Here is a 25,771-nt window from a genome sequence, read left to right on the forward strand (position 1 = left end):
CTTTTAGCGGGATCCGTTCTGGTAGTGGCGGGAGCGCAGGACCAACACATCGGAAAGCTGGCGCAGCTGATTTTGAAGCTGAGCAAGCTGTTGGGCGTCGCGTACATCAATGCAGAGGTCAATTGAGGCAGTGCGATTGGCAAAGGTTTGCACCTTGGCATTGCGCACATTGATGCCCTGATCGGAAAGGCGGGAGAGAATATCCCGCAGCACGCCAACCCGGTCGATGACCTCTAGACGCAGTTCTACAGGATAAGTCTGGGTGCTTTGCCGCAGTTGCTCCTCGTTCCAGCGCACCGGCACCAGCCGCTCACCCGGAACCTGGGCTACCCGCGGACAATCGCGATGATGAATGGTGATGCCCTTGAAGCGGGTAACCACACCCAGGATGGGATCCCCTGGGAGCGGGTTGCAGCATTTGGCCAATTGATGTTTCAGGCCCTCCACCCCCAGGATGAGAGACTGGGATCGGCTAGAAGCTCGCCCTCCCTCGCTTCGCGGCAGCAGCAGCTTGGCTTCCGCCAAAGATCCCTCCTCGGGTGGGGGGGAGATGGCTGGCTTGCTGACCTCCTGCAGCCGGTGGATCACCTGCGCGGGGGTTACCTCTCCATAGCCCAGCGCCGCCAGTAAATCGTCCACGCTGCTGTAGTTGAGCTTCTCGGCAACCTTCTGCATCCGCTCGGACTTCAGCAGGGCTTCAAACCCCGTTTTGCCCAGCTCCCGCTCCAGCAACTGCCGACCGCGGGCAATATTTTGCTCGCGATTGGAGCGCTTAAACCATTGGCGAATGCGATTGCGCGCCGAGCTGGTGGCTACAAAATTAATCCAGTCTAGACTGGGGTGGGCATTCTTGTGGGTGATAATCTGCACGATGTCGCCATTGCGCAGGCGGGTATCCAGCGGTACAATCTTGTTGTTTACCCGCGCCCCGGCGCAGTGATCCCCAATTTCTGAGTGGATGCGATAGGCAAAATCAATCGGGCAGGATCCCTGGGGTAAGGCCAGCAGATCTCCCTTGGGGGTGAAGACGTAAACTTCGCTCTCAAACAGGTTCTCGCGAACAGTCTCCAGATATTCTCTGTCGTCCTTGAGGTCGTTTTGCCACTCCAAGAGTTGCCGCAGCCAGCTAAAGCGCTCTTCCTCGGGCTTTACGGGGGTGCTGCCGGCTTCCTTGTATTTCCAGTGGGCAGCAATGCCGTACTCGGCCACGCGGTGCATTTCTTCGGTGCGGATCTGCACCTCCACGGGTCGCCCCTGCAGACCAATCACTGTCGTGTGCAAAGATTGGTAGCGGTTTGGCTTGGGCAGGCCAATGTAGTCTTTAAAGCGCCCGGGAATGGGACGAAAGCAGTTGTGAACAACTGCCAGCACCCGGTAGCACTCGCTCACGGTCTGCACAATGACCCGCACGGCCAGGAGGTCGTAGATCTCGTGGAATTCCTTGCGCTGCTGCTGCATCTTGCGGTAGATGCCATACAGGTGCTTGGGCCGCCCGCTGATCTCAAAGTGCTCTAGCCCCGCTTGGAGGAGGTTCTTCCGCAGCTCTTCGATAAAAGCTTGGATCTCCGCCTCTCGCTCGCTGCGCTTGGCGTTAACCAACTCTTGGATCTGGCGATAGGCTTCGTAGTCCAGGTACTTAAAAGCCAGGTCTTCCAGTTCCCACTTGAAATGCCAGATCCCCAGCCGGTTGGCCAAGGGGGCAAAGATCTCCATGGTTTCGGCTGCAATCTGCTTTTGCTTGTGGGGCGGCAGATATTGCAGCGTGCGCATGTTGTGCAAGCGATCCGCCAGCTTGACCACGATGACCCGAATGTCTTTGGCCATGGCCACAAACATGCGGCGGAAGTTCTCCGCTTGCTGCTCCGTTTTGCTGGAGAAATTAAACTTAGAAAGCTTGGTTACCCCTTCCACCAGGAGGCGCACTTCGGGTCCAAATTCTGCTTCTAGCGCCTCCAGGGTAACGCCTGCATCCTCAACAACATCGTGCAAGAAGCCAGCCGCTACCGTGACGGCATCCCCCCCCAGCTCCCGCAACAAGCTAGCTACAGCCACCGGGTGGGCGATGTAGGGATCCCCCGACTTCCGCTTTTGGCCCTTGTGCAAGCAGTAGGCAAACTCAAAGGCCCGGCGCAGCAAATCTGCCTCTTGGGGAGTGTAAGCTCTCAGCCCATCGCCGAGATCTTCAGCGCCAGAAAGCAAAGCACGCAGCCATCCTGGCACCTCAAAATCGAGGTTATTTAGGTCAAAGCCTCCTTCTAAGCTGGCGGCAACAGCAGGCTGACCCATGGGAATCTAGCAAGGAGGATGGTCTACTCCCTGGAGTTTCTTACAGCCTATCCCCAACTTGACTCGTCCGCAGGCAGGTTAAAGGCAAAAAGCGCTGCGAAAAACCTCAGGGAAAAATCTGGCGCAGTGTTAGTATTCTAGTTCCATCGTATCACTCACTCTGCCGCATCTCGTAGCAACATATACAGACAGATGAAGCTAGCCTCTTGCTGGGGGGCTAGAGATGGGAGGAAGTTGCAAAGCTAGAGGCCCTAGCCACCCCTTGCGGTAGTCGTTGAGGATTTGCCTTGCCGCTCGCTCGGTATCGCCTTGGTAGCGCCGTTGGGCCAGCTCCTGGACTGCCACGCTGCCAGGGGGGATCGGGTCAGGCCAGCCGTAGCGCTGTTGCAAAAGAGCTTGGGCCTGGGGCTGCACCTGCAGCAGTTGATCCACAAAGTAGGCCGCTACGCGCTCGGGGTCGTAGGCGGCAGCGCCAATGTCATCGCAGATGGCTAGCAGCGTGGCTGCCCGCTGATCCGGCAGCGAAGGCGGGAGGATGCCCGGCGAGTCCAGCAAATCCAACTCCCCCCCTAGCCGTACCCACTGCAGTTGCCGGGTTACCCCAGGGCGCGCAGCGCTCTCGACGGCTCGCCGTCCCAAAAGTCGATTCAGCAGGGCCGACTTGCCCACATTGGGAAAACCCACCACCACCGCCCGGACAGCCCGCGGCCGCATGCCCCGCCGCTGCCGCCGCTCGTTGACCGACTGCCCTAGCTGCAAAATAGCCTGCTTGAGGCGACTGACCCCTTGTCCCGATTGGCCGTTGGTGGGATAGACCGGGATCCCTTGCTGCGAGAAATACTCCTGCCACGCTTTCAGATCCCTTGTCGCAATCGAGTCGGCTCGGTTGAGGGCCAAGAGGCGCGGCTTCTGCCCCAGCCACTTGTCCAGCTCGGGATGGCGGCTGGCCAGCGGGATGCGCGCGTCCACCACTTCAATTGCCACATCCACCAGCCGCAGTTGTTCCCGCAACTGGCCAAGGGCCTTAGCTACGTGGCCAGGATACCACTGGATGGGCGGAGAGCTCATGCTGCCAAAACCCTGGCAAACACCAAGGGCGGGATCTACTCTAGCTTGTCCAGCTCGTCTTTCCCACCTGCAGGGCAAGCAACGGCTGGGATCCCTTGCCAAGACAAGCTAGCGTTAAGGAGTGTAACGGCGGAGAAGGGACGATGGTCAAGCGCGTGCGGTTGGATCCCATTGCTCAGGTGTCAGAAGTGGCCACCAACAACAACTTGCTCTCGGTGCTGCTGCAGGAAGAGCTGAATGTGTTGAAAGAGTGCGGCGGGCGCGGTCTCTGCGCCACCTGCCATGTGTACGTGAAAGAAGGGATGGAGTCGCTCTCGCCCATGACCCGTCGGGAGCAGCGCACCCTGGAGGTGATCACTAGCCGCAAGCCCAATTCCCGGCTTGCCTGCCAGGCGCGGGTTTTGGGAGAAGGGGTGGTGGTGGAACTGCCGATAGGAATGTACGCCAATGCCCTCAAGGACATCGAGGTGCTCATTGGGCGGCGGGCCGAGCAGCCCATCTTGCACCCTATCACTGGTGCTGTGTTGGTGCAGGCAGGAAAGCTGATTACCCGTTCGGTGCTGGAGTCGGTGAAGAACCTCGATCTAGACATCCAAGAGGCTTTGGCCCGCAGCAGCCGAGATTTCTAGAGCTCTATGGAACCTGTATTTCTTGGGATCGACCTAGGCACGTCGGGAATGCGGGTGGTGGCCCTTTCAGAAGCGGGGGAGGTGGTGGGCAAAAGCGAGCGCTCCTGGGATCCCCCAGAAACCAACCCGGGTCGCTGGCTGCGCACCCTAAGAACCCTGTTGGGACACCTGAAGGGGCAACTGGGGGATCGCTACACCATTGTTGCCCTTAGTGCCTGCAGCACCTCGGGTACAGTGCTGCCGGTGGACGGTCGCGGCATGCCGCTGGATCAGGCCTGGCTGTATTCCGACCCGCGGGGCCAGGTTCAGGCCAAGCAGTTGGGGATCCCTGCCAGCTGGGGACTTAGCCGCTGGCTGTGGTGGGCAGAAGCCCATCCCGACCGCTACCGGGACAGCTACTTGGCCCATCCGGCGGACTTTCTCCTAAGCCAACTGGGAGGCCGCCGACGGGTAACTGACCACACCCACGCCTTGAAAAGTGGCTTTGACCTAGAAACCTACACCTGGCCGCGGGAGTGGCTATCTCGCCATGGCCTCGACCCCAAGCGTTTCCCTGAGGTGGTGGCGCCGGGAACGGTTTTGGGAACGGTGCGAGCTGAGTGGGAGCTGGGGCCAGAGGTGCTAATTGCCGCCGGGATCACCGATGGCTGCGCCGGGCAACTGGCTGCAGGAGCTACTCGCTTGGGTCAAGTCTCCACCAGCCTGGGCACCACTCTTATCTTCAAGGCCAACAGTGCTGATCCCATACAAACCCCTAGCATCTACTCCCATCTGCACCCCGACCGAAACGGCTGGTGGCCAGGGGCAGCTTCTTTTTGCGGAGGCGGGGTTTTGCCCCACTTCTTCCCTGGCGGCAACTTGGCTGCCTTGGATCAGCAGGCGGAGGCCCATCTGCCCACTGGCTTGGTCAGTTATCCGCTCTGCCGACCTGGCGAGCGTTTTCCCATCCTCGACGACGCATTCGCGGGGTTCTTGCCCCAGGCAGAGGTGGGCTCTCCCCGTTTTTACGCGGCCTTGCTGGAGGGAGTGGCTATGGTGGAGCGGCTGGGGCTGGAGACCTTGGCCGCCCATGGGATCCCCCTACTAGAAGGGAGCCCAATTTTTACCACCGGCGGGGGCTGCAAAAGTTCCCTCTGGCTCCGCCTGCGCGCCAGTATCCTTGCCCGTCCCTTGGCAGTGGTCAAACATCCCGACCCGGCTGTAGGAGCGGCCATCCTGGCAGCATCGGCCTATTGGTGCTGCTCAGTGCAGCAGGCTGCCGAGTGCTTGGTGCAGGTGGAACGTCTCATCCAGCCAGATCCAAACTGGGTCAAGGCCTATGCCGAGATCTACTCGGAATTTCGCAGCCGGTATTTCTCCCCCTGAGGGGGAACATTTTTACACACTCCCCGGGGATCTACCTCGGGGGGTTTCGTTTCCTATTTCCAGGAATCCCCCCGAAGGGAAGACCTCGGACATTAAGCGCGGCCCTCGCTTTGCTCAAGCCTTGTTTCCAGTTTCTGGGAGTCACCCCGGACGGGAGAACTTGCCAGTTTGAGATTAAGTGGCACGCTCCTGTCGCGTTTCCAAGTTTCTAGGGCTCCCCCAAAGGGGGAACTCGATTCCGAGGTGGGGCTACCACCTAGACGACGTGGATCATGTTTCCAATTTCTGGGAACCAACAGGACTCCACCCCCCTTAAAGCCAAGCAGGGCAAGGAATACAAGACCCATTTGTGAGGGGGTCGGTCGAAAAGAGCAGAAAGTAGCCTTGGAAAGGGGGGTAAGAGCCTGAACCTCGTGCTGCAAGGAATCGAGCGGGTGAACGAAAAAATAGGCTTTTCCGGGACTTTCAAAGGCGCTCGCAAAGCTGGCGATACTATGCTTGCCCTGAAGGATTACGCAGGCTTCTCCTCAAAGTTGCATCAGCCAAAAGCCAGCGAACGACTGAGCCCTGAAATCGCTTTGGATGGCGAGGAAATGGATCCCTTGCGCTTGGCGTTGGCGTTGGGCAAAGCCCTCGGCCTCTGCTCGCAGCTTTTCGTCTTTGAGTTGTGCAAAGAGATAGCAATCGTTGAGGCCAGCCTCGAACAGCAGCCATCCCTCCGCCACAGTCAAGTAGGCAGGCTCCATGCCGCTCATCCAGGCTGCTATAGGAAGAGCCCGCTGCGAGGCGATCACCAAGCCGGGAATGATTGTGTCGGGCGCAAAAGCCTCCCAGTTTACTGGAAACAGCTCGCCAAATTCGATTGGCCAGGTCTCGGCTTCCCGCAGATCCCTAGCCCGCAGCGTCACGAACGCCCAGCGCTCTCCCTGCAACTTGTCCGGCAGGGGGACGGGATCCGGCGGATCCGGCTCCACGGGGGGTTCAGGGCTGTAGGTGAACTGGGTTTCCTGGGGGTAAACCTGCTCTGCCCGTTCCCGCATCCAGGCCTTAAGGGCATAGACGCGACGGCTGGGGAGCATGGGGATCCCGACGGCGTTGCAGGCCCGTTGCAGAATGGAGCTCATGCGGGCTCGGAACACCCGGATGGCCGAGGGGGGCTGGGGAGCCGCTTCCAGATAGCTGCGCAACTGTTGGGCCACCCAGGTGCTATTGACCTCTTGGTTGCTGCAGTACTTGGCCTGGCGAAACTGGCCGCCGGGATCGCACACCAAGAGCTCCCAAACTCGCCGATCCTGGGCATCTCGCAGCGGGACGGCGTTGAAGTCCATCTGCCAGATGGGGCCGCGCACAGGGCCAGAACGAGGGGGTTGAGTAGCCAAGGCACTTCTCCCCTTTGCTACGCGCTGCTGGGAGAGGGGTTCGGAAGCTGTTGGCCTGCAATATCCCCGACCACGGCCCATTCCCGCTCCCCAAAAATGGCGGAAGGGTAGCGGTAGTACTTAAACTCCAGCAGGTTGTAGAAGGGATCCTGCAAAAAGAACGTGCCGTGCTCCAGGGGGGTGCCGACGAAGCGCCAGCGTGGCTCCTGATAAAAAGGCAATCCCCGCACCTGGGCCCGGTCGGCCAGGCTCTGCCACTCTGCTTGGGTGGGAAAGATCAGGCCGAAGTGGCGAGGGTAGATGCCCCGCTGGGGCCTCAGCTCTTCCTGGGTGAGGTGAGCCACCAGTTGATGGCCATAGAGGTTCAGGATGACGGAAACAGGCGTTTCCCGACCAATCTGGCAACCCAAGCCCTCGCCGTAGTAGGTCTTGGTCAAGGCAATGTCGGCAACCGGAAAGGCAAGATGAAAGCGGATGGGTTCCATGGGCTCTCCTGGCAAGCAGCCTGCTCAAGTCGGGATCCCTGCTCTTTATAAGGTAGGCGATTTTGTGCTGAAGGGTGGGATCCCTTCCCCAGCCGACTGTACGCCTTTGCGCAAGAAGCCCAGCCAGGGCGATGTTATAACATTTGAGCTGGAGAGCCAACTCAGTGTGGTGAGAGACTGGGGAGCGCAAAGAGGCAATCTTGGCCATGACCAGCACCTGGACTGAGCAGCGCCGCCGCGAGGAGGAAGCGCGCCATTTTTTTTGGATGGTGGCGCTGTCCCTGCTGCTGCATGGGTTGGCGCTGTTGGGCTTGCTCTCCTGGAGTCGGTTTTGGCCGTTTCGCCAGCAAGAACAAAAAGCCATTGAGTTTATCTTGCTGGAGCTAGAAGATCTCGAGACGCCGGAAGAAGCAGAGCTGGTTTCAGAAGTGGATTCCCGCGATGGGGGCAAGCGGGTAGAGGCCCCTCCCTCCCAGGGCAGTCCACCCCAATCCCGCGCTGCTACCCGTCAGCAAGCCGCTCCGCCGCCTCCGCCTCAGCCCCAGCCGCCACGGCCGCAGCCGCCTGCCCCTGTACCGCCGCCTGCCCCAGCAGAAGTTGCCCTAGCCACTCCTAGACCTACCCCACCCCCTCCACAAACTCCAGTTCCAGCTCCTCCTCGGTCCAGGGCAACGCCAACTGCAGCGCCGCCTCCACCTACCGCAGCCCCCAAACCCACTCCCACTCAGACTCCGCCACCTGTGGCGGCCGCTCCTCCTGCTCCGCCCGCGCAGCCCAGAGAGCGGGCCTCGGATCTCAGCCAATTGCAACCCCTTGCGCCTGCTCCCCAGCCGCCGACAGAGGTTTCCCCTGCTGAGCGGTCCTCCGAGGCTTCTCAGTTGGGACCGCCCATCAGCGCTTCTGCGCCCAGCGATGGAGGCGGGATCCAGGGCAGAGGAGCCAGCGGCTTGGCCAACCCTACCCAGTCGGCTCCCAACCCTCCCAGTGTGGCGGCGCGGGCCAATGTGGATTGGGGCCCCTGGCTGGCAGCTTTGCAGCGCAAGGTGGAACAGAATTGGATCCCAGGCCAGACCGGCACTTCCCGCCGCACCGTAGTGATCTTCACGGTGGGTCGGGGTGGCGAGCTGCAGAGCATTCGCCTGGCCCGCACTTCCGGCAGCCAACAAACCGACGACGCGGCGCTGACGGCAATTCAGCGGGCGGCACCCTTTTTGCCCCTGCCTGAGGCCTATGAGGGCAACTCGGTGACGATCAACTTCACCTTCGACATCAACGTTTTGGGCCAGTTGACGGTGGACGGATCTGCCAACTAGACCCCTGAAGCGAGCTCCAAGAAAGGTACGAGGTTGGGTTTAAAGCTCCCTTCATGAGCCAAACGCCGCTGCAGCGCACCCCCCTGTTCCCCTTGCACCAAGCCTTGGGGGCGCGTTTTGTCTCCTTTGCCGGATGGGAAATGCCGCTGTACTACCAGGGTGTGGTGGCTGAGCATCGGGCGGTGCGGGAGCAGGCGGGGATATTCGACATCTCTCACATGGGCAAGTTCACCCTTTGGGGACCAGAGCTGGGATCCCACCTCAGCCGTCTCGTGCCCAGCGATCTCAGCGCTGTGCGGGTGGGCTCTGCTCGCTACACGGTTTTGCTCAATCCCCTGGGGGGCATTGTGGACGACGTCATCTTCTACCGGCATCCACCGGAAGGAGAGCTGGAGCACTGGAGCCTGATCGTCAACGCGGCCACCTGCCAGAAAGACAGGGAATGGCTGCAGCAGCAAGGGATCCCTGGCCTAGAACTTCAAGATCGCACGGTGTCCCACGTGTTGCTGGCCGTCCAGGGGCCGGCGGCGGAAGAGGTTTTGCAGCCTTTTCTAGAGGGATCCTTGAAAGCTTTACGCCGATTTCAACATGGGCAGTTTATCCCTAAAGCTCCTCAAAGGGAGAGCTCCGCAGAAGCAAGTATCTTCGTGACCCGCACCGGCTACACCGGCGAAGATGGCTTTGAGCTCCTGCTCAGTCCCTCAGACGGCCGCTGGCTCTGGGAGCAACTGGTGCAGGCAGGAGTCCAGCCCTGTGGCTTGGGCTGCCGCGATACGCTGCGGTTGGAGGCTGGCTTTTGCCTCTACGGGCAAGACATAGATGAGAGCACCACTCCTCTCGAAGCCGACCTGGGCTGGCTGGTCAACAACCCGGCAGAGTACCTAGGCAAGGCGGCGCTAGAAAACCAGCGGGCCGAGGGGATCCCTCGTCGTCTGGTGGGATTTCGCATGCTGGATCGAGCCATTCCCCGCAGCGGCTATGCCATCTATGCTCCCAACTCCTCTCAGCCGATTGGCCGGGTAACCAGCGGCACCCACTCTCCCACCTTGGGCTATGGCATTGGCCTGGGGTACGTGGATTCGACTTGGGCCGAGGTGGGATCCCGGCTGGAGATTGAGATTCGGGGCCAGCGCCGGCTTGCCGAGGTGGTGAAAAAGCCCTTTTACCGGAGGCAGGCCCCGGCCTAGTTGGAGGGATTGAGCCGTTTGCCAGTCTTGGGGGTGGAGTATTCCTGCTGCAGCCGCCGCAACTTCCGCAGGGCCCGTCGCTCAATTTGCCGTACCCGCTCCCGCGACAGGCCAATGTGCTCCCCAATCTCGCGCAGCGTCATCCTCTTGGCTCCATCTAGGCCGTAGCGGGCTACGATGACCTGCTGCTCGCGTTCGCTCAGTTGCCTCACAAGGGCGCGGACTTCCTCCCAACGGGCAACCCGAGTGAGATGCTCGACTGGGTCGTTGTCTTCGTCGGGGATAAAGTGCTGCAGCTCCGTGCCGTCCTCATCGCCCACACTCACGTTGAGGGAACAGATCTCGGCCATGTGGCGGGTGATCAGCTCGCGGTAGTTGTCGCCAATATCCAGCGAATCGAAAACTTCTTCGGCTGCAGGTCGGGATCCCTTCTGAGCGGATAGCTCGCGGTAGCGCCGCTTCACCTGGGAGACCTTCTCGTACATGTGGGCAGGCAGACGAATGAGGCGCCCTTTGTTTTGGATGCCGCGGTTTACGCTCTGCCGGATCCACCAGGTAGCGTAGGTGGAGAACTTGTACCCTCGCGTGGGATCAAACTTTTCCACGGCGCGGGTGAGGCCAATGGTGCCCTCTTGGATGAGATCCAAAAACGGCAAGCCGCGGTTGCGGTAGCGCTTAGCAATCGATACCACTAGGCGTAGGTTGCACTCCACCATGCGCCTTTTGGCCGCTTCCCCCTCCTGTAGGATCCGCTGCAGCTCTTCCACGGGGATCCCCACCCGTCGGCTCCAGTCCTCGAGCGACTCATCCTGCCGCCGCTGTTCCAGGAGGGCCATCATTCGCTGTACCTGGTAGGCCAGGCGAAGCTCCTCTTCAGGGCTGAGCAACGAGTAGCGACCAATGATTTTCAAGAAACGGCCTACTGCATCTTGCAGGTCAAGGCTTTCCGACATATCCAACCCCACACCCTAAACTACGCCCTGTCCGGGCTTTCGCCTCTCCTGTTGCTTTAGGCCTTTCCCCTAGCAGGAGAAGTTGACCGCTCTGCAAGCAGCATCTCCTTCATACCAGAAGAGCAGACTTTCTGTAAAGGTTTTGGCACTTCAAAAATTTGAACTTCTGGTAAACGCCTAGTTCAGAAAACTTACTGAGCCTGTCTCGCTTGGCTCTACATAAAGTGTTTTCGAACTAATCTTTTGGACGTGCAACTCCACCAGTAGATGTTGCGAAAGATAAACCAACTTCTCTAGCCAAGAGAAAAGCTCATAGAAATAAATGGGAAAAAATAGCTTATATCGAATACTTCTTGAGGGCCAGATTCCTTCGGGCTAAGACAAAAAGTCCAGAAAAATGCTTGAGGATATCTGTATGGGCACGGACATTTGATTGCAGCGATCCGGCACCTGCTTCCGACAGCAGCTAGCCTTAGGAGCTTGCCCAGCAAAATCTTGAAAAAGGTCAGCAGCTACCTCGAGCTTTCAAGTAGCCCCAACCTGAAACCAGCCAAAGCTGGCTCCAGGAAAAGCCATGACTGGGCTATCCCAAGTCTAGAGTATACCGAGGATTCAGGCACTATATATGGGGTCAGCCCTCGGAGCTGAGCTCCTGCTGTAGCTTATTGCCTGAGTAGGGGCTGCGCAGCCCAGGTGGGAAAAGTCGCAGTCCCTGGGGCCGCACCTGCCGCTCCGCCAACGGAATGGGTGTCAGCCGCGGCAAAGGGGTAGCCTCTGGCTGAGATCTGGGCGTGGGTGTTGGGGTCGGTGTGGGCCTGGGCGTTGGCTTAGCCGTGGTCTCTGCTGGAGACGGAGGGGTAGGCTCGGCCAGAATCGCTTCTGGCGTCGGACGACGGCGCGGCGCGGGCGTAGGTGGCGACTCTGGTGTAGGTGTGGGTGCCAGCGGTGGAGTTGGGGTCAGCGTAGGGGTAGGGGTGGGTGTCGAAGTAGGAGTGGGAGTGGGCGTCGGAGTCGAAGTGGGAGTGGGTGTTGGACTTAGAGTGGGGGTGGGTGTTGGAGTCGGGGTGGGCGTGGGTGTCGGAGTAGGGGTAGGCGTCGGAGTCGGAGTCGGGGTGGGCTGGGGCTGTACGATAGCCAGGGCCTCTTCCGCTTTCAGCTCTCCTCGGATCAGCTTGGAGAGGGTATCTTGGCCCCCGGGGGTGTAGGTGATCTCGCGGGCGGCGCTGTTCAACACATTGCGGATGGGATCCCCTTTGCTGTCAACCAGCTCCACTACCATCACGTTGCGGCCAGGCTTCCAGCCCTTCAGGTAAAAAGACTCCCAGCGATCCAGCAGGCCAGACTGACCGTTGAGAGTGTAGCGGATGCGCCAGTCACGGGGTAGGTCAGCCAGCAAGCTCTCCCGCACGGGGGCATTGGCGAGCCAAAAATCGACCAGGATTGGCTCAGCTCCGTAGCTGCCGCTGGGAGAGCTGTAGGTGAGAAGAGGCAACTGCGGCTGCGGCACGTATTCTGGCGTGGGAGCTAGCACATGGAAGCTGACTTGAGCGTAGGCTTCGGAGTTTTTAAAGCTCTCGTGCCAGGGCTTGACAGCAAACACCCGCAGCGTATGGGATCCCGGTTCCAAATCCTCAAAAACAAGAGGGGCATCAGCGTCGTAGTGAGAAATGTAAGGCTGGTTGTCCAGAACCACATGCAAATGGGGACCAAGACCCAGTTGCGGATCCTTAAAAATCGGGTACCCTCGTACTGCAAAGCGAACCGTGACCTGGCGCTCTGGCAAGATCTCGCCAGGTTGTGGGCTGAGGATCTGCACCTGCGGGCGATAGTGCTGCAAGTAGGCATCCAGCTTGGCAATTTCTGTCGGCGTTGGCACCCGCTCGAGCTGAGGTGGTTGGTGCTCCTGGGGTTGCTTGGGCGCAGATCCCCCACAGCCAACCAGCACCAAAGCTGCCAACAGCACCATCCACCATCTCAATCCCCATGCCTTCAAGCTGGCACTTCCCGCGTGTTCTTGCATGAGCCTCCCATTCCAACACTTGCCAAGCCGCAGACAAGCCATCCTCACATTACCAGGATGTGTCCTTTGGGGAGGATCCCTTCCCCGCCCTAGAATGGGATCGGCAGGCTTGGTCCTGTCCGGAAAAGCTTTGGGGTCATCTATGAGTTGCTTGGCAGCGACGATAGCGCTCGCGGGCTTGGATCTCACTCAGTGGCAAGCTCTCCTCAACACCCTGGCCTTTGCCATTTGTCTGGGGGCCATGCTCTTTTACTGGGGTGGGGCAGCTTTTCCCCAAGTGCCCCTTTTGGCCGAACTGGGCTTGGCAGGAATGGTGGGGGCCAACTTGACAATAGCTGCTCTGTTGACGGCCCGCTGGATTGATGCCGGCTACTTCCCTTTGAGCAATTTGTACGAGTCTTTGTTTTTCTTGGCCTGGGGGATCACCGCCTTGCACCTAGTGGCTCTCCAGTGGACTCGCCGCCGTTGGGTGGGAGTGATGACTGCCCCATTAGCGACAGGCATTGTTGCCTTTGCCGCCTTGGCCTTGCCGGAGGATATGCAGGCAGCCCAGCCGCTGGTGCCAGCTCTGCAGTCCAACTGGCTGATGATGCATGTCAGCGTCATGCTGTTGGCCTACGCAGCCCTCTTGGTGGGCTCCCTGTTGGCCATGGCCTTTCTCATCCTCACCCGTGGCCAGGAGGTACAGCTCAAGGGCAACTCCCTTGGTCTGCAATTTCGCCCGTCCCAAGCTGCAGTCCAGCCGGAGCTGATAGCCCGTGCCAGGACTGAACTTCCTCCCCAGCCGACTCCAGAGGGGATCCCTCGGCAACAACTGAGCCTGGCCGAGATCTTAGACAACGCCAGCTACCGCTTCATCGGGCTGGGCTTTCCGCTACTTACCATTGGCATTGTTGCCGGGGCCGTCTGGGCCAACGAGGCCTGGGGTACCTACTGGAGCTGGGATCCCAAGGAAACCTGGGCCTTGATTACCTGGTTGGTTTTTGCTGCCTATCTACACGCCCGCATCACCAAGGGCTGGCAGGGCAGGGGTCCTGCGCTTCTAGCCAGCTTGGGTTTTGGGGTGGTTTGGGTTTGTTACCTGGGAGTGAACTTTTTGGGCAAAGGCTTACACAGCTACGGCTGGTTCTTTTAGGTCCGCCGCCCCATTGACTCTGGTGCTGGCAAGTCGTCGTGGATACCTTTGATTTGAGGAAAACGGCATGCGTCTGTTTAACTACCTAATCTTTTTCTCGGCCCTCCTGGGTGTGGCCCTCTTTGCCATGCAAAACGCCAACCCGGTAACGATTACCTTTGCCCCTGGCGTCAGCATCGAGAGCCCGCTAGTGATTGAGCTTTTGGCTTCTGCTGGGATTGGCGCTGCCTTGGCCTGGATCTATGGCCTCTGGATGCGGCTGCAATTTAGCCTCGAAGCCCGCGAGAAAAATCGGCAACTGCAAGAGAAGGAAGTGGCCATCAGCGAGCTGAAGGAAATGGTGGTGGAGCTGGAGGCAAAAGTTAAGCAACTGCCCCCCAGCAAACGAGCTGAGCCTCAGGAAGACCTCCAAGAGGTTAAGGAAGTGACCACCGAGGGATCCCCTGCCTAGACCGCCCATTAGCATAATCCCTGGATCTTTGCGGTACAATTGAGCCTCTATTTGCCTTTGCACTAGCACCTATGCAGGTTACTCAAGAAAAGCGCCCTGGTAGCCGGCTTGGCTTCAAGATCGTGGTGGAAGCTGACCGGGTTAAGCGCTCCTACGAAAAAACCCTGCGCCAACTGGAGCGGAACATCCAGATCCCGGGGTTTCGCAAGGGCAAGGCCCCTCGTAACCTGGTAGTGCGCCAGGTGGGCCGCGAGAGGGTTATTGCCAGTGCTATCGACGACCTAATCCAGGAGGCTATCCAGGAGGTTCTCCAGGAGGCTCAAGTCACCCCCATCGGCCAGTTTGAGCTGGATGAAGAGGTGAAGCAGCTTCTGGAGCGCTTTAACCCAGAAGCCGAGTTCAGCTTCTCAGGGTATGTGGAAGTGTACCCTGAGGCTCGCGTTGGCCAGTACAAAGGGCTGACGGTTACGGCAACCCGGGTTGACGTCAAGCCTGAGGAAGTCGACCGCCTCATCGAAAAGCTGCGAGATCAGCGGGCTACCCTCTTGCCTGTGGAGGATCGGCCTGCCCAGTTGGGGGACGTGGTGGTGCTGGATTTCCAAGCCCGCGACGCCGAGGGCAATCCCCTCAAGGAGCTTGCCGCCCAAGACTTGCAACTGGAGCTAAAAGAGGAAAACTTCATTCCCGGCTTTGTAGCAGGTGTTGTGGGCATGCAGCTCGACGAGACTAAGGAGATCACTGCCACCCTGCCCGAGGATTACTTTAGAAAAGAGCTGGCTGGGAAAACGGTTACCTTTACCGTCTGCCTCAAGGAGATCAAAACCAAAGAGCTGCCGGAGCTGGACGATGCCTTTGTCCAGGAAGTCAGCAACTTCCAGACGGTGGCGGAGCTGCGGGAACACCTGCAAAAGCGCCTTGAGCAAGATGCCCTAAGACAATCCGAAGAAAACCTTGAAACGGCCATCCTCAACGCCATTTTGGCAACCACCGAGGTGGATCTGCCTGATAGCCTTGTTGAGCAAGAGATAACGCAGCTGCTAGCTCAAGACCTGCAGTCGCTGCAGCAGCAAGCAAGGGTTGCCCCGGGAGAAATCCGCAAGCTCCTGGCTCAACTGCCACCTGAGACTCTCAACCAATTGAGGGAGCGCCACCGAGCTGAGGCCATCGACCGGCTGCGCCGCGCCTTTGCTCTCAGCGCCATCGTCCGGCAGGAGCAAATTGCCGTCGGCCCCACTGAATTGGAAGTGGAAATGGAAGCGGTGATGAAAGCCTACGCTCAGCAGGGCCACAAGCTGGATCGGGAGCGGACACGCCAGGTCATTTACGAAAATTTGCTTACTCGTAAGGTGATGGCCTGGTTGAAGTCTCAAACCACGGTCAACTGGGTCGATAGCGATGGCAATCCCACCGAGGCACCCCCCCTTCCCGTCGGGGCTAAAGGCGAAGACTTCGAAGAAAAGGCTGGGTCGGTACTGGCAGCAGCAAGCCTTGAGGCTTCTACAGCCCCAGCTGAGGCTGTGGCAGAACCCCCTTCAGGAGTAGCCACAGAAACCGCCACAGTTGCCGCTCCAGAGTCGGAACCAGCCTCTGCCTCTGGGGAGAGCTTAGATCGAGAAGCCGAATCGGCCGTCCAGGACAAGCCCAAGTCGGGTAGAAAGAGCAAAAAGGTCAAGTAAAAGCGGTCAAGCTACAGGAGGCCGCGCCGCATCTGATCCCAGAGGCGGAGGTAGGACTCGGCTTCGGCCAGGCTCAAGGGCCGCCAGATCTCGGCCCGTTCCCAGGTGGAGGGGTGGAAGTCGGGCCGGCGGCGCAGCCGCAGGGAAAGTTGGTTCAAGTCCAGCGGTAACACTGAAGGGATCCCGCTTAAATTGACGAGGCGAGGGGCAAACTCGGGATTTAAGACAAAGTCAATCCAGTTGACCAGCAGGGATGGCAGCTCCGCCTGCAGCTCTTCAGGGAGAGGCTGGGCAGCCCGAGGCCGCACCCAGACATCCCACCAGACAGCAGATCCCGAGGCCGGGATCACCACCTCCAACTCGGGGTAGTTGGCCTGGGTGGCGTAGAGATCTTGCGACCAGCCCACAGCTACCCAGCTATCGGCCAGGCGCAACATGGGCAAATAGTCAGCGGAGGTATAGGCCAAAACTTGACGGTGCAGGGATCCCAGCTCCCGTCGCAACTCGGTTTCTTCCGGATCGAGGGGATCGTTGTAGGAGCGGCCCATCTTTTTTAGGGTCAGCCCAATCACCTCGCGTGGGTGATCCGGCAGCGTGATCTTGCCAGCCAACTCAGGCCGCCACAGGTCGGCCCAGTCCTGGAGGGGTTTGCTGACCCGGTCCCGGCGGTAGGCAATGGCCGTCACCCCCCAGCGCCAGGGCACACCCCAGATCTGCCCCTCCCGCAGGGCTGCTGCTTGCCAACGGGGATGCAACTGCTGCCAGCGTTCTCCCAGGAGACTGCGCGGCAAGGGATCCAGCCAGCCGGCAGCCAGAGCCCAATCCAAAGCGTCGGCCCCCAGCAGGCTGAGAGCTGGCACCGGCAGTCGTTGGCTAAAAGGCCCCCAGGAGGGCTGGGGTGGCTGAAGGCTTTGGCGCAGGTAAGCCAACAACTGGCTTCGCTCATCCACCAGCTGCAACCGAAAGCGGGCCCGAGTGCGACGGCGAAACTCGCTGACTAAGCTCTGAGGGATCCCCGGCTTGAGGGCGAGGATGAGGGGCAAATGGGCACTGGGCCCGCCACAGCCGGCCACCGCTAGCCCGGCTAGGAGGAGGAATTCACGTCGGCTTAGCTGTCTTTTGCCCACGCCAGTACCGCTCCACCAGAATCAAGGCCACCAGATCATCGTAGGCCCTGTCCGGCAGTCGCAGCCCTTTGGGCAGTAGGTGCTGCCACCACCGCGGCCGGTAAACCTCCCAGTAGCGCCGCCGGGCTTCTTCCGAGCTGTGGCGTTCGTCCACCAGGACAATCTGGTGCGGCGGAAGAAGCAGCTCCAGTTGAGACTTCCACTGCCGCGCCGTCGTTTGATCCCCCAGGATGAGCCGCTCTGCTCCAAACTGCTGCCAGAGAGCCCCCAACCTGGGCAGGGCCTCTTGGGCAGGAACCACCTCCCGGTGCAAAACTTGCCAGGCTGGCTGGGTTTGCACAACCGCAAGGCCGCACTTGTCCCGCCCTGGATCAAAACCCACTAATACCCGCTCCATCTCCTTGACCCTCACCCCTCCCTGCGCCCTCTTAGCTGGGCTGGAGCAGGGCCGTGTTGGCTGGAGGCTTGCGCCATGAGAAAACTCACCCGCAGCGGCCCTGCCGTGTAGATGTCGGCATCAGCCACCAGCTTCACATCCAGAGGGGTGGTGCTTTGGCGCAGCTGCTGCACCACTTCCAAAAACTTGACCTGGGAGAACTCTCCAACAGTGCCAGTGATGGGATCTGCAAGGAGACCTTTTTCTTGGGAGCGCTGGTTGGCCTCGTTTAGCAGCTCCAGCAGCCGCTGCTGGATTTCACTTTCGCTGAGGCCCGGCTGGATCACTCCTTGGGCCAGCACCGACCCCTTGGCGAAGAGGCGCTGGTTGGGGTAAATCTGAACCACCACAGGCACAGGCTCACCCTTGAGCCGGTTGGTGAGAGAGAGGATGCGCACCGCCCAGCTGCCGGCTTCCTGCAGCTTTTTCAAAGCTCGATCCGCATCCTCGCGGCGGATGAGGATGGCGTTTTCTAGAGGAGGTATAGGCTGGGATCCCAGCGCCAGCGCCCGCTGTTCTGCCTGCGCCAACAGTTGCTCAAACTGCTGCCGGACTGTCTCTGGCTTTGCCCCGGCAGGGGTCTGAACTACCCCTGTAGCTAAGACTTCGCCTGCCAAGATGGCGAGCTCGCCCCGCCGCAGCCGCACTGCCAACTGGCTGAGCTGGGCAATTTCCCCCTCGAGCTGGTTTTTCTGGGTCTCCAGTTGGTTTAGGGCTGCCTGCGCCGCCTCCAGGGAGCGCTCCAGTTGATCCCGATCCAACTGCAAGGTCTGCTTTTGGGACTTTAGGGTGGCGATGGTTTGCTGCGCCGATTCCACCTCCCTCTTGACCGCCGCCAGCTCTACTTGGGCCTGCTCCAGCTTAGGCTGCACCTGGGCCAGCTGCTCTTGGGTTGCTGCCAGCTTGGCTTCGGCCTCCTGCCGGGCCTGCAGGGCTGCGGCCAGTTGATCCTGAACTTCACTCAGGCGGGTTTGGGCTGCCGACTGCTGGCTGCGAAATCGATCCAGATCTAGCCGCAGGCGATCCCGCTCGGCCCTGAGGGCAGCATTCTCGGTCTCCAGCCAAGCTTTTTGGCGATTGAGGGCCTGCAGCTCTTGCCTAGCCCGAGCAATTTGGTTGGTGTAGCTAAAAAGGGCTTCTGACAGCGAGCGGTTTAGAAGCAGCAGCGTGCCCAGGGTCAGGGCTGAGATGCTCACCCCCGTAATCACGGCTACCAAAATGGCTGTGTGGCGAGGGCGGAGGTTAAACCAGGTTAGGCGCTTTTTGCCAATGCGATACCCCACCCGATCCCCAACCACGGCAATCAGGCCACTGACAAACAGCATGTAGAGGATCAGCAGTACGCCCTGCATATCCCGGGATCCCTGCCACGGAAATCTTAGCAAGGCCACCCAGAGGACTTGAGAAATTTTTGGCGCTATTTAGCAAGTGTTTTAAGCGTAGAGGAGCCGCTCCACAGCTGCCACAATATCTTCTGGCTGCACGATGGTGGCTGCTTCCAAGGTGCCGTTGTAAGGAGTGGGAATGTCTTGGGAAGCCAGGCGCACCACTGGCGCATCCAGCTCGTCGAAGAGTTCTTCCATGATACGCGCAGTCAGCTCTGCCCCAATGCCGCCAGTTTTTACATCTTCCTCCACAATGATCACTCGGTGCGTTTTGCGCACCGAAGCTGCAATGGTCTCCATATCCAGCGGCTTGAGGGAGATCAAATCAATCACCTCAGGATCGATCTCCTGCGCTACCAGGGTATCCACAGCCTTGAGCACGTGGTAGCGCATACGGGAGTAGGTGAGGAGGGTAACGTCGGATCCAGAGCGGACAACTTCCGCCTTATTCAAGGGCAAAAGGTACTCCTCCTCTGGCACCTCTCCCTTCACGTTGTAGAGAAGAACATGTTCGAAGAAGAGGACGGGGTTGTCGTCGCGGATGGCCGACTTGAGCAGACCTTTGGCGTTGTAGGGAGTGGAACAGGCAACGATCTTCAGCCCCGGCACTGCTTGAAAGTAGGCCTCCAGCCGCTGCGAGTGCTCGGCCCCCAACTGCCGGCCCACGCCGCCAGGTCCGCGGATGACAATCGGGACCTTGAAGTTGCCGCCAGACATGTAGCGCAGCATGCCGGCATTGTTGGCAATCTGGTTAAAAGCCAGCAGCAGAAAACCCATGTTCATCCCTTCCACCACCGGGCGCAAGCCGGTTATCGCTGCCCCAATGGCAAGGCCGGTGAAGCTGTTTTCGCAAATGGGGGTGTCCAGGAGGCGCATCTCCCCGTACTTGCGGTATAGGTCTTTGGTCACTTTGTAGGAGCCGCCGTAGTGGCCTACATCTTCTCCCAAAACAAACACGTTGGGATCCCGGGCCATTTCTTCGTCAAGAGCGGCACGCAAGGCGCTGTAGAGGAAAGTCTCCGGCATAGGGGCAACTGCTGCTCACTAGTCTCTACATTAAACCACCCCTTTGCCGCTGGTTGCCTGTCTGCGGGAGAACTCCGTCTATGCACCCAAACGGCAGCAACCCTTTTGCAAGCGCCCCTTGCGACTAGCTGGGGGCAAAGTGGCCTTGCCTTCCTTGTCCTGCTGGGCTTTGCGGAGGGATCCTTGGAAATTTACTTCATAAGCCAGTCCTCCAAAATCTGCTGGTAAAGTTCGGGATCCAGGCGGGGTGCGTCGTAAAGCCCTGCTTCGAGCCTTTGTCTTTGAGCCTCAAAGAGAATCACGGCTGCTGCCACCGAGACATTTAGGCTCTGCACCATGCCCAGCATGGGGATGTGGATGAGCGCGTCAGCCAGGGCCAAGGCCTGCTCAGAAACCCCCCACTTCTCCGCTCCCAAGACGATGGCGGTGGGCTTGGTGTAGTCCACCTGTCGGTAGCTGCGGGCCCCCTCCTTCAAGGCAGTGGCATAGATTTGGAAGCCTTTTTCCCGAAGGTGCTGGAAGGCCTCTTCCGTGGTGGGGTGAACCTTGAGGTAGACCCACTTGTGGCTGCCGCTGCTGGTCTCGTTGAAAGTGGGCACACCCTCCGTGGGGTTCACGGCGTGAACTCTGAGCACCCCCACAGCATCGCAGGTGCGCAGGATGGCGGAAAGATTGTGGGGTTTGTGGACGTTCTCTAGAAGCACCGTGAGATCCGGCTGCCTCCGCCTTAGAACCTCCTCCAAGCGCCTTCGCCTCTCTGGAGTGCGCTCCTTCATGGGTGCCTCCCGGAGAAACTTTCGCTTGAGCTTAAAGGTCTAGGGGTAAATCGGACTAGCACCTACCCCAGCTCTGCCGCCTGTAAGATGGCTCTTGGTCAGGGTTCCCAGGGATCGGAAAATTGCTGGCCCGCCTTGAAGTTTGCTGCTATCAGCAACCTTTCCGGCAGCCCCTGCGCACCCGCTACGGTCTCTGGTCTACCCGCGAAGGGATCCTAATCCGCCTGACAGACCTGGAGACAGGGCAGCAGGGCTACGGGGAGGTAGCCCCCATTCCTTGGCTGGGCAGTGAGACCCTCGAGGAGGCCCTGGCCTTTTGTCGGCAGTTGCCGGCTGAGCTCTCGGAGGCGCAGATCAAGGAGATCCCGGCAGCGCTGCCTGCTACCCGCTTTGGGCTGGAATGCGCCTGGCTGGCCTGTCGGGATCCTGGCTGGCTAGATAGGGATCTCTCCGGTCTTTCCTTTTGTGGGCTTTTGGGGAAGGATACCCCCTCCGGCTCCTACCCAGTTTACAAGGGCAAGGTGGGAATGGATCCCTTCGCAGCGGAGCGGAAGAAGCTAGAAAGCTGGCTGGAGCGGTTGCCTGCGGGATCCCGGCTGCGGCTAGATGCCAACGGCGGCTTGACTCTAGCAGAGGCGCGGCAGTGGCTGGCTCTCTGCGACCGGATCAATCGGGAGTGGCCGGGCAAGATCGAGTTCTTCGAGCAGCCTTTGCCGCCAGAGCAGTACGCTGACTTAATCCAACTTAGCCGCGAGTTTCAAACCCCCATTGCCCTGGATGAGTCGGTGGTCGGCCTGGAGCAGTTGCAAGCTGTCCATCGCTCGGGCTGGCAAGGGATCCTGGTGGTCAAACCCTCTTTGATGGGATCGGGTCTTGCCCTTAGAGACTACCTCAGCCAACACCCGGGCTTGGATCTGGTGTTCTCCTCAGCCCTAGAAACCCCTATCGGCGCTTGGCATGGGCTAGCTTGGGCGGGATCCCTGCAAGCAAAAACCGCCTGCCCCAGGGCCGTGGGATGGGGGGTGGGGGAGCTTTTCCAGGAGGGGGATCCCCTGGACCTGCTCAAGCTCTCGCCCCACGAGCGGGCCGCTTGGATGCAAGCGGTGTGGGAGCGCCACAGCCAGCCCTAGACTGCGGCGGCTTGCTTGGCGTGTTCCTGCCGTAGGTAGGCCTGGATGAAGTGCATCAGCTCCTCCGGCTCGCCGTTCATAAACGCCTCGACGTTGGTGGTTTCGGCGTTGGTGCGGTGGTCTTTGATTAACTTGTAGGGATCGAAGGTGTAGGTGCGAATCCGACCCCCAAAGCCCTGGGTCACGATCTCGCCGCGGATCTCAGCCAACTTTTGCCGGCGCTTTTCCTCCTCGATTTCGAGGAGCTTTGCCTTGAGGATCTGGATGGCCCGCTCCTTGTTTTGCAGTTGGGAACGCTCCTCGCTGCAGCGCACGGCAATGCCGGTGGGCTTGTGGATAACCCGCACCGCCGTTTCCACCTTGTTGACGTTTTGGCCTCCTGCCCCTCCCGAACGGCAGGTCTCGAACTCCAGATCCTCCATCCGCAGCTCAAACTCGTTCTCTTCCTCGAGGATGGGCATGACCTCAACGCCGGCAAAGCTAGTCTGGCGCTTGCCGTTGGCGTTGAAGGGGCTGATGCGCTCCATGCGGTGGTTGCCCTTCTCCGCGGAAAGATACCCGTAGGCATAGGGCCCCTCAATCAACAGCGTGGCTGACTTGATGCCCGCCTCTGCCCCTTCCGAGTAGTCCGAAAGGGTAACCTTGTAGCCCTGGTTCTCTGCCCAGCGGGTGTACATCCTCAGCAGCATCGCCGCCCAGTCCTGGGCATCGGTTCCTCCAGCTCCAGCAGTGATGGTGAGGATGGCGCCGTTTTTGTCGTAGGGCCCTGAAAGCAGTTGCTGCAGCTCCCATTGGCTCAACTCTCGCTCCACCGCTGCTAGAGATCCCGCTGTCTCGGCCAAGAGCTCCGAATCGGCTTCTTCTTGCAGGAGCTCCAGGGCAGTGGCAACCTCTTCCAGGCGGGCTTTCCAGCGGTGGACCTGCTCCCAGGAGGCCTTGAGGCTGTTGAGCTGCTTTAGGTGGCGACGAGCTGCCTCTACATCGTTCCAAAATTGCGGCTGGGAGGCTTCCTGCTCCAGAATGGCGATCTGCTGTTCCAGGTAAGGCAGGTCAAAGGTAGTCCTGAGCAGTGCTCAGGCGCGCGGTGAGCGCTTCTAGGCTGCGTTTCAGCTCGGCCAGTTCCATAGGCTTACGAACACTGTCTCATACTTTTGGACCCCGTCCAGAATCTCATCTTAACTTCCCGACCTCCAGAAGGAGGTAGCTATCTATCGTATTCAGACTAAATCCGAGCTTGCTCCAACAAAGCTTGCAACTCCTCCAGGGCCACCTGGGCCGACTGGGCTTGCTGGTAGAGGGATTGCACCACCTCGGCGCTGGCCTGGGCCGATTGCAGGGTGGCTTGGCTTTGGCGTTGGATGCGATCTGCCAGGCCGCGGATGCGGTTGCTGGCCTCGGTAGTGCGCCCCGCTAACTTGCGGATCTCCTGGGCAATGGCGCCAAAACCCCCGCCCCCACCGCTGCGGTTGGCCTCTACAGCCGCGTTGAAGGAGAGCAGACGAATGTAGCCCGCCACCTCTACGATCACGTCGACGATGGTGTTGATTTCTTTGAGCTCGCGGGATAGCTCCTGGTTGCTGTCGGCAATTTCCTGAAATAGGCGGCGCACCGCCTCTACCCCAGCAAAGGTGGCGGCAAAGGTGGATTTGCCCTTCTCCGAGAGCACCGAGCTGATCTCGATGATGCGAGCGTTGAGGCGGGCCAGTTCTTCCGAGCGCTGCTGGGCCTGGCGTCGCTCCTGCTCCAAAGCAATGTTCTGGCTGAGGATCTCGGCTTTCTGCCGCTCCAGATCGCGGGCATACTGGAGGCTGCGGTTTTTCTCCTGCTCCAGCTCGGCCAGGATCCGTTTCATCTCCTCCTGCTGTTCTTCGAGCTTCCGCTGGGTGGCTAGATGTACCTGGGACTGAGCCACCAACAACACCGGCACATCCAAAAGGCGATAGTCTTGGGGGCCGACTTCTACCACCACCGGGTCGTAGATAGTCTCCTGGGGCCGCCGGAAAGCCTGGCTGGCCGCCTCAATGACATCGCAGTCGCCGGGCAAAAGGAGAAAACCCTGGCCCTGGAACTCTGCTAGGGAGCTGATGGGCCGCTTCGAAAACACCTCCAGGCCATAGGGTTTGCTCAGCATCCACTCCAAAATGGCACGCCGAGTCAGCATCCCCCGCACCTGCGACTGCTCGTCCAACACGACTACCCCTGAAAGGTTGGGGTCGTCTTCTAGGCGGCGCACCACGTTCTCGCAGGGGGTGGACTCACTTACCTGAAAATCCACTAGCGCCAGATCGCGCAGTTTGGTGTGGATCGATAGGGTGGGAGTGGGCGGATTCGTCAGGGTAGTCATCCTAGGGATCCTCAGCACAGGCTCGGTAGAGACAAGTGGTCAATAGTGTGCTATGTATAGAGGAAAACAGGGACCTACCTCTCCTCGGCTTTTCAAAGGCCCAGCAAAAGGAGGGTCTAGTTACCTTTAGTTTGACTTGGGATCTGGTTTCCTGACTACAGCTCTGTCCCGGGTTATACGGGAGAAGACTCTTTTTTGTGGTTTTTACGGACGGGCAAGGAAGCTGTCCTGACCCCAGGGGCTGGAGCGATCTGAACTTAGCGAGGTTCTTGGTAGCGGTGGTAGACCTCGAGGATTTCGCTGCGACCACGGTTGAAAGCTGCCACCACTTGGGGATCGAAGTGGCTACCGCTTTGGCTTTCCACGAAGCGAAAGATATCTGACAGATCCCAAGCTTCTTTGTAGGGGCGGCGGCTAGCTAAAGCGTCGAACACGTCGGCCAAGGCCACAATCCGCCCTTCTAGCGGGATCTCTTCTCCCTTAAGGCCCCGCGGGTAGCCGCTGCCGTCGAACTTCTCGTGGTGGGTGAGGGCAATGATGGCGCTTTTTTTCATCAGCTCCGAGTCCGATTTACTGAGGATCTCGTAGCCAATCTCGGGGTGGCGGTTCATAATTAGACGCTCTTCGGGGGTGAGGGGGCCTGGCTTCCGCAAGATGGCATCCGGGATCCCGATTTTGCCCACATCGTGCAGGGGGCTGGCATAGAAGATCAGCTCTTGTTCATGGCTGGAGAGGCCCAACTGTTTGGCAATGATGCGGGAGTAGTGGCTCATCCGCTTGAGGTGAAAAGAGGTGTCCTGATCCCGGTATTCGGCGGCTTGGGCTAGACAGAAAATCGTTTCCAGGTGAGCGGCTTTCAGCTCTTCCCGCAAGCGCACATTTTGGTAGGCAACCGCCGCCTGGGAAGCCAGGGCTTCTGCCACCCGGACTTCCAGCTCAGAAAACGGCTGGCTCCAGTCAGCCACCTGGTTGGGCGCTAGGTTGGCAGGGCAATCCGGCCTGAGACGGTTCAAGAGTTGCAGGGCGCCAAGGATATTTCCTGAGGGATCCCGCATCGGCACCGTGAGCAAAGAGCGGGTGCGGTAGCCGGTCTGCTGATCGACTTGGGAGTTGAAGGCATAGGGCAAGCCCGCTGGCAAGCGATAGACGTCCGGCAGATTCAAGCTCTCCCCCGTGAGCACCACATAGCCCACAATGCTGGAAGGAGCAAGGGGCAGGCGCAGATCCTGCAGCTCCTCGTTGCGGTTGACCACGAAAAAGCGCAACTCTTCTCCCTCCCGGACGAACAGGCTAGCGCCATCACAGCAGGTTAGCTCGCGGGCCTGGGCGACAATCAGTTCCAGCAGGCGCCTTAAATCCGTTTCCGAAGAAAGGGCGATCCCCACTTGGATCAGCCGCTGACTCAGGCGCAAGGCAGCAGCAGCCTCAAATTCGGCTTCGCCAGGAGAGAGATCGAAGGCGAAAGGCCCATGGGACATAACCTGATCCTCCGGTGGGTTACAAGTGTTCTCAGGGAAGCGGGGTTAGAGCTCTGGCAGGGATCCTGCCGCTGCTCCAAGTTGGGAGGCTGGGGGTCGCCAATCCAAAGTAACTCTGCTAC

Annotated in this window: 23 protein-coding genes; 9 read left to right on the top strand and 14 right to left on the bottom strand. The window is 59.7% G+C overall.

Annotation, left to right across the window (positions count from 1 at the left end; translation table 11 throughout):
* Nucleotides 1-3: 3 nt before the first annotated feature.
* Together NW806_RS03180 and ylqF are read right to left on the bottom strand one after the other, a co-directional pair.
* Nucleotides 4-2,286 (bottom strand): RelA/SpoT family protein, encoded by a 2,283-nt coding sequence (locus NW806_RS03180; protein WP_414409986.1) that lies wholly within the window; start codon nucleotides 2,284-2,286, stop codon nucleotides 4-6.
* Between the two features lie 198 nt (nucleotides 2,287-2,484).
* A complete protein-coding gene (gene ylqF, locus NW806_RS03185) occupies nucleotides 2,485-3,354 on the bottom strand; it encodes a ribosome biogenesis GTPase YlqF (RefSeq protein ID WP_414409987.1) in 870 nt (289 codons plus the stop codon).
* A 143-nt stretch (nucleotides 3,355-3,497) separates the two neighbouring features.
* Between ylqF and NW806_RS03190 the strand changes: the two genes are divergently transcribed.
* Both NW806_RS03190 and NW806_RS03195 read left to right on the top strand, forming a co-directional pair.
* Nucleotides 3,498-3,983, top strand: coding sequence for a 2Fe-2S iron-sulfur cluster-binding protein (locus tag NW806_RS03190; protein ID WP_414396241.1), 486 nt, complete (start codon nucleotides 3,498-3,500; stop codon nucleotides 3,981-3,983).
* A gap of 6 nt (nucleotides 3,984-3,989) precedes the next feature.
* A complete protein-coding gene (locus tag NW806_RS03195; RefSeq protein ID WP_414409988.1) occupies nucleotides 3,990-5,348 on the top strand; it encodes an FGGY-family carbohydrate kinase in 1,359 nt (452 codons plus the stop codon).
* A gap of 527 nt (nucleotides 5,349-5,875) precedes the next feature.
* Here NW806_RS03195 and NW806_RS03200 read toward each other — a convergent pair.
* The gene (locus NW806_RS03200; RefSeq protein ID WP_414409989.1) at nucleotides 5,876-6,727 is read right to left on the bottom strand and encodes a Tab2 family RNA-binding protein; all 852 of its coding nucleotides are present in this window, start codon (nucleotides 6,725-6,727) and stop codon (nucleotides 5,876-5,878) included.
* A gap of 17 nt (nucleotides 6,728-6,744) precedes the next feature.
* Nucleotides 6,745-7,212, bottom strand: coding sequence for a VOC family protein (locus NW806_RS03205; protein WP_414396234.1), 468 nt, complete (start codon nucleotides 7,210-7,212; stop codon nucleotides 6,745-6,747).
* Here NW806_RS03205 and NW806_RS03210 point away from each other — a divergent pair.
* The 3 genes from NW806_RS03210 to gcvT are packed head-to-tail and all read left to right on the top strand — an operon-like array spanning nucleotide 7,211 to nucleotide 9,712.
* Nucleotides 7,211-7,438 carry a hypothetical protein gene (locus NW806_RS03210; RefSeq protein WP_414396232.1) on the top strand — a complete coding sequence of 76 codons (228 nt, stop codon included), beginning with the start codon at nucleotides 7,211-7,213 and terminating at the stop codon, nucleotides 7,436-7,438. The genes NW806_RS03205 and NW806_RS03210 overlap by 2 nt on opposite strands.
* A complete protein-coding gene (locus tag NW806_RS03215) occupies nucleotides 7,419-8,525 on the top strand; it encodes an energy transducer TonB (RefSeq protein WP_414409990.1) in 1,107 nt (368 codons plus the stop codon). The genes NW806_RS03210 and NW806_RS03215 overlap by 20 nt, the downstream gene beginning before the upstream one ends.
* Before the next feature lie 53 nt (nucleotides 8,526-8,578).
* Nucleotides 8,579-9,712, top strand: a complete 1,134-nt coding sequence (gcvT, locus tag NW806_RS03220; protein ID WP_414409991.1) for a glycine cleavage system aminomethyltransferase GcvT — start codon at nucleotides 8,579-8,581, stop codon at nucleotides 9,710-9,712.
* Here the strand turns inward: gcvT and NW806_RS03225 are convergent.
* Entirely contained in the window at nucleotides 9,709-10,665 is a 957-nt protein-coding gene (locus NW806_RS03225) for a sigma-70 family RNA polymerase sigma factor (RefSeq protein ID WP_414409992.1), read from the bottom strand. The genes gcvT and NW806_RS03225 overlap by 4 nt on opposite strands.
* 631 nt (nucleotides 10,666-11,296) lie before the next feature.
* Nucleotides 11,297-12,631 carry a hypothetical protein gene (locus NW806_RS03230; RefSeq protein WP_414409993.1) on the bottom strand — a complete coding sequence of 445 codons (1,335 nt, stop codon included), beginning with the start codon at nucleotides 12,629-12,631 and terminating at the stop codon, nucleotides 11,297-11,299.
* 232 nt (nucleotides 12,632-12,863) lie between these two features.
* Between NW806_RS03230 and ccsB the strand changes: the two genes are divergently transcribed.
* From ccsB to tig, 3 genes are all read left to right on the top strand, one after another.
* On the top strand, nucleotides 12,864-13,820 hold the full coding sequence (ccsB, locus tag NW806_RS03235; protein ID WP_414410071.1) for a c-type cytochrome biogenesis protein CcsB: 957 nt from the start codon (nucleotides 12,864-12,866) through the stop codon (nucleotides 13,818-13,820).
* Nucleotides 13,821-13,887: 67 nt separating this feature from the next.
* Entirely contained in the window at nucleotides 13,888-14,271 is a 384-nt protein-coding gene (locus NW806_RS03240) for a LapA family protein (protein ID WP_414396221.1), read from the top strand.
* A 71-nt stretch (nucleotides 14,272-14,342) separates the two neighbouring features.
* Entirely contained in the window at nucleotides 14,343-15,947 is a 1,605-nt protein-coding gene (gene tig, locus NW806_RS03245) for a trigger factor (RefSeq protein WP_414409994.1), read from the top strand.
* 11 nt (nucleotides 15,948-15,958) lie between these two features.
* On the opposite strand, the gene NW806_RS03250 is transcribed toward tig, so the two are convergent.
* From NW806_RS03250 to trmH, 5 genes are all read right to left on the bottom strand, one after another.
* Complete coding sequence (locus NW806_RS03250) at nucleotides 15,959-17,074, bottom strand: extracellular solute-binding protein (protein ID WP_414409995.1); 1,116 nt, start codon at nucleotides 17,072-17,074, stop codon at nucleotides 15,959-15,961.
* A complete protein-coding gene (locus tag NW806_RS03255; RefSeq protein ID WP_414409996.1) occupies nucleotides 17,046-17,471 on the bottom strand; it encodes a resolvase in 426 nt (141 codons plus the stop codon). Before NW806_RS03255 ends, NW806_RS03250 begins: the two co-directional genes overlap by 29 nt.
* Nucleotides 17,472-17,482: 11 nt before the next feature.
* The gene (locus tag NW806_RS03260) at nucleotides 17,483-18,862 is read right to left on the bottom strand and encodes a DUF3084 domain-containing protein (RefSeq protein WP_414409997.1); all 1,380 of its coding nucleotides are present in this window, start codon (nucleotides 18,860-18,862) and stop codon (nucleotides 17,483-17,485) included.
* 81 nt (nucleotides 18,863-18,943) lie between these two features.
* Nucleotides 18,944-19,921, bottom strand: a complete 978-nt coding sequence (locus NW806_RS03265) for an alpha-ketoacid dehydrogenase subunit beta (protein WP_414409998.1) — start codon at nucleotides 19,919-19,921, stop codon at nucleotides 18,944-18,946.
* A gap of 191 nt (nucleotides 19,922-20,112) precedes the next feature.
* Nucleotides 20,113-20,697 carry a tRNA (guanosine(18)-2'-O)-methyltransferase TrmH gene (trmH, locus tag NW806_RS03270; RefSeq protein WP_414409999.1) on the bottom strand — a complete coding sequence of 195 codons (585 nt, stop codon included), beginning with the start codon at nucleotides 20,695-20,697 and terminating at the stop codon, nucleotides 20,113-20,115.
* A 122-nt stretch (nucleotides 20,698-20,819) separates the two neighbouring features.
* On the opposite strand from trmH, the gene NW806_RS03275 reads away from it, so the two are divergent.
* Entirely contained in the window at nucleotides 20,820-21,827 is a 1,008-nt protein-coding gene (locus NW806_RS03275; RefSeq protein WP_414410000.1) for an o-succinylbenzoate synthase, read from the top strand.
* Here NW806_RS03275 and prfB read toward each other — a convergent pair.
* From prfB to NW806_RS03290, 3 genes are all read right to left on the bottom strand, one after another.
* Nucleotides 21,824-22,952, bottom strand: a protein-coding gene (gene prfB / locus NW806_RS03280; protein WP_414410001.1) for a peptide chain release factor 2 whose coding sequence is annotated in 2 segments (ribosomal slippage) — nucleotides 21,824-22,879 and nucleotides 22,881-22,952 — 1,128 coding nt in all. Because the reading frame shifts where the segments join, the coding sequence is not laid out codon by codon here. The two genes, NW806_RS03275 and prfB, sit on opposite strands and share 4 nt — an antisense overlap.
* 97 nt (nucleotides 22,953-23,049) lie before the next feature.
* On the bottom strand, nucleotides 23,050-24,171 hold the full coding sequence (locus NW806_RS03285; RefSeq protein WP_414410002.1) for a methyl-accepting chemotaxis protein: 1,122 nt from the start codon (nucleotides 24,169-24,171) through the stop codon (nucleotides 23,050-23,052).
* A gap of 257 nt (nucleotides 24,172-24,428) precedes the next feature.
* Nucleotides 24,429-25,649, bottom strand: a complete 1,221-nt coding sequence (locus tag NW806_RS03290; protein WP_414410003.1) for an HD domain-containing phosphohydrolase — start codon at nucleotides 25,647-25,649, stop codon at nucleotides 24,429-24,431.
* Nucleotides 25,650-25,771 lie beyond the last annotated feature (122 nt).

The organism is Synechococcus sp. W65.1 (genome assembly GCF_047461615.1).
In the GTDB taxonomy this organism is placed as follows: Bacteria; Cyanobacteriota; Cyanobacteriia; order Thermostichales; family Thermostichaceae; genus Thermostichus.

Bases quoted from the DNA above. Each gene is read 5' to 3' on its own strand.
- NW806_RS03180 (WP_414409986.1), bottom strand. From the start codon at position 2,286: ATGGGTCAGCCTGCTGTTGCCGCCAGCTTAGAAGGAGGCTTTGACCTA.
- ylqF (WP_414409987.1), bottom strand. From the start codon at position 3,354: ATGAGCTCTCCGCCCATCCAGTGGTATCCTGGCCACGTAGCTAAGGCC.
- NW806_RS03190 (WP_414396241.1), top strand. From the start codon at position 3,498: ATGGTCAAGCGCGTGCGGTTGGATCCCATTGCTCAGGTGTCAGAAGTG.
- NW806_RS03195 (WP_414409988.1), top strand. From the start codon at position 3,990: ATGGAACCTGTATTTCTTGGGATCGACCTAGGCACGTCGGGAATGCGG.
- NW806_RS03210 (WP_414396232.1), top strand. From the start codon at position 7,211: ATGGGCTCTCCTGGCAAGCAGCCTGCTCAAGTCGGGATCCCTGCTCTT.
- NW806_RS03205 (WP_414396234.1), bottom strand. From the start codon at position 7,212: ATGGAACCCATCCGCTTTCATCTTGCCTTTCCGGTTGCCGACATTGCC.
- NW806_RS03215 (WP_414409990.1), top strand. From the start codon at position 7,419: ATGACCAGCACCTGGACTGAGCAGCGCCGCCGCGAGGAGGAAGCGCGC.
- gcvT (WP_414409991.1), top strand. From the start codon at position 8,579: ATGAGCCAAACGCCGCTGCAGCGCACCCCCCTGTTCCCCTTGCACCAA.
- NW806_RS03225 (WP_414409992.1), bottom strand. From the start codon at position 10,665: ATGTCGGAAAGCCTTGACCTGCAAGATGCAGTAGGCCGTTTCTTGAAA.
- NW806_RS03230 (WP_414409993.1), bottom strand. From the start codon at position 12,631: ATGGTGCTGTTGGCAGCTTTGGTGCTGGTTGGCTGTGGGGGATCTGCG.
- NW806_RS03240 (WP_414396221.1), top strand. From the start codon at position 13,888: ATGCGTCTGTTTAACTACCTAATCTTTTTCTCGGCCCTCCTGGGTGTG.
- tig (WP_414409994.1), top strand. From the start codon at position 14,343: ATGCAGGTTACTCAAGAAAAGCGCCCTGGTAGCCGGCTTGGCTTCAAG.
- NW806_RS03255 (WP_414409996.1), bottom strand. From the start codon at position 17,471: ATGGAGCGGGTATTAGTGGGTTTTGATCCAGGGCGGGACAAGTGCGGC.
- NW806_RS03260 (WP_414409997.1), bottom strand. From the start codon at position 18,862: ATGCAGGGCGTACTGCTGATCCTCTACATGCTGTTTGTCAGTGGCCTG.
- NW806_RS03265 (WP_414409998.1), bottom strand. From the start codon at position 19,921: ATGCCGGAGACTTTCCTCTACAGCGCCTTGCGTGCCGCTCTTGACGAA.
- trmH (WP_414409999.1), bottom strand. From the start codon at position 20,697: ATGAAGGAGCGCACTCCAGAGAGGCGAAGGCGCTTGGAGGAGGTTCTA.
- NW806_RS03285 (WP_414410002.1), bottom strand. From the start codon at position 24,171: ATGACTACCCTGACGAATCCGCCCACTCCCACCCTATCGATCCACACC.
- NW806_RS03290 (WP_414410003.1), bottom strand. From the start codon at position 25,649: ATGTCCCATGGGCCTTTCGCCTTCGATCTCTCTCCTGGCGAAGCCGAA.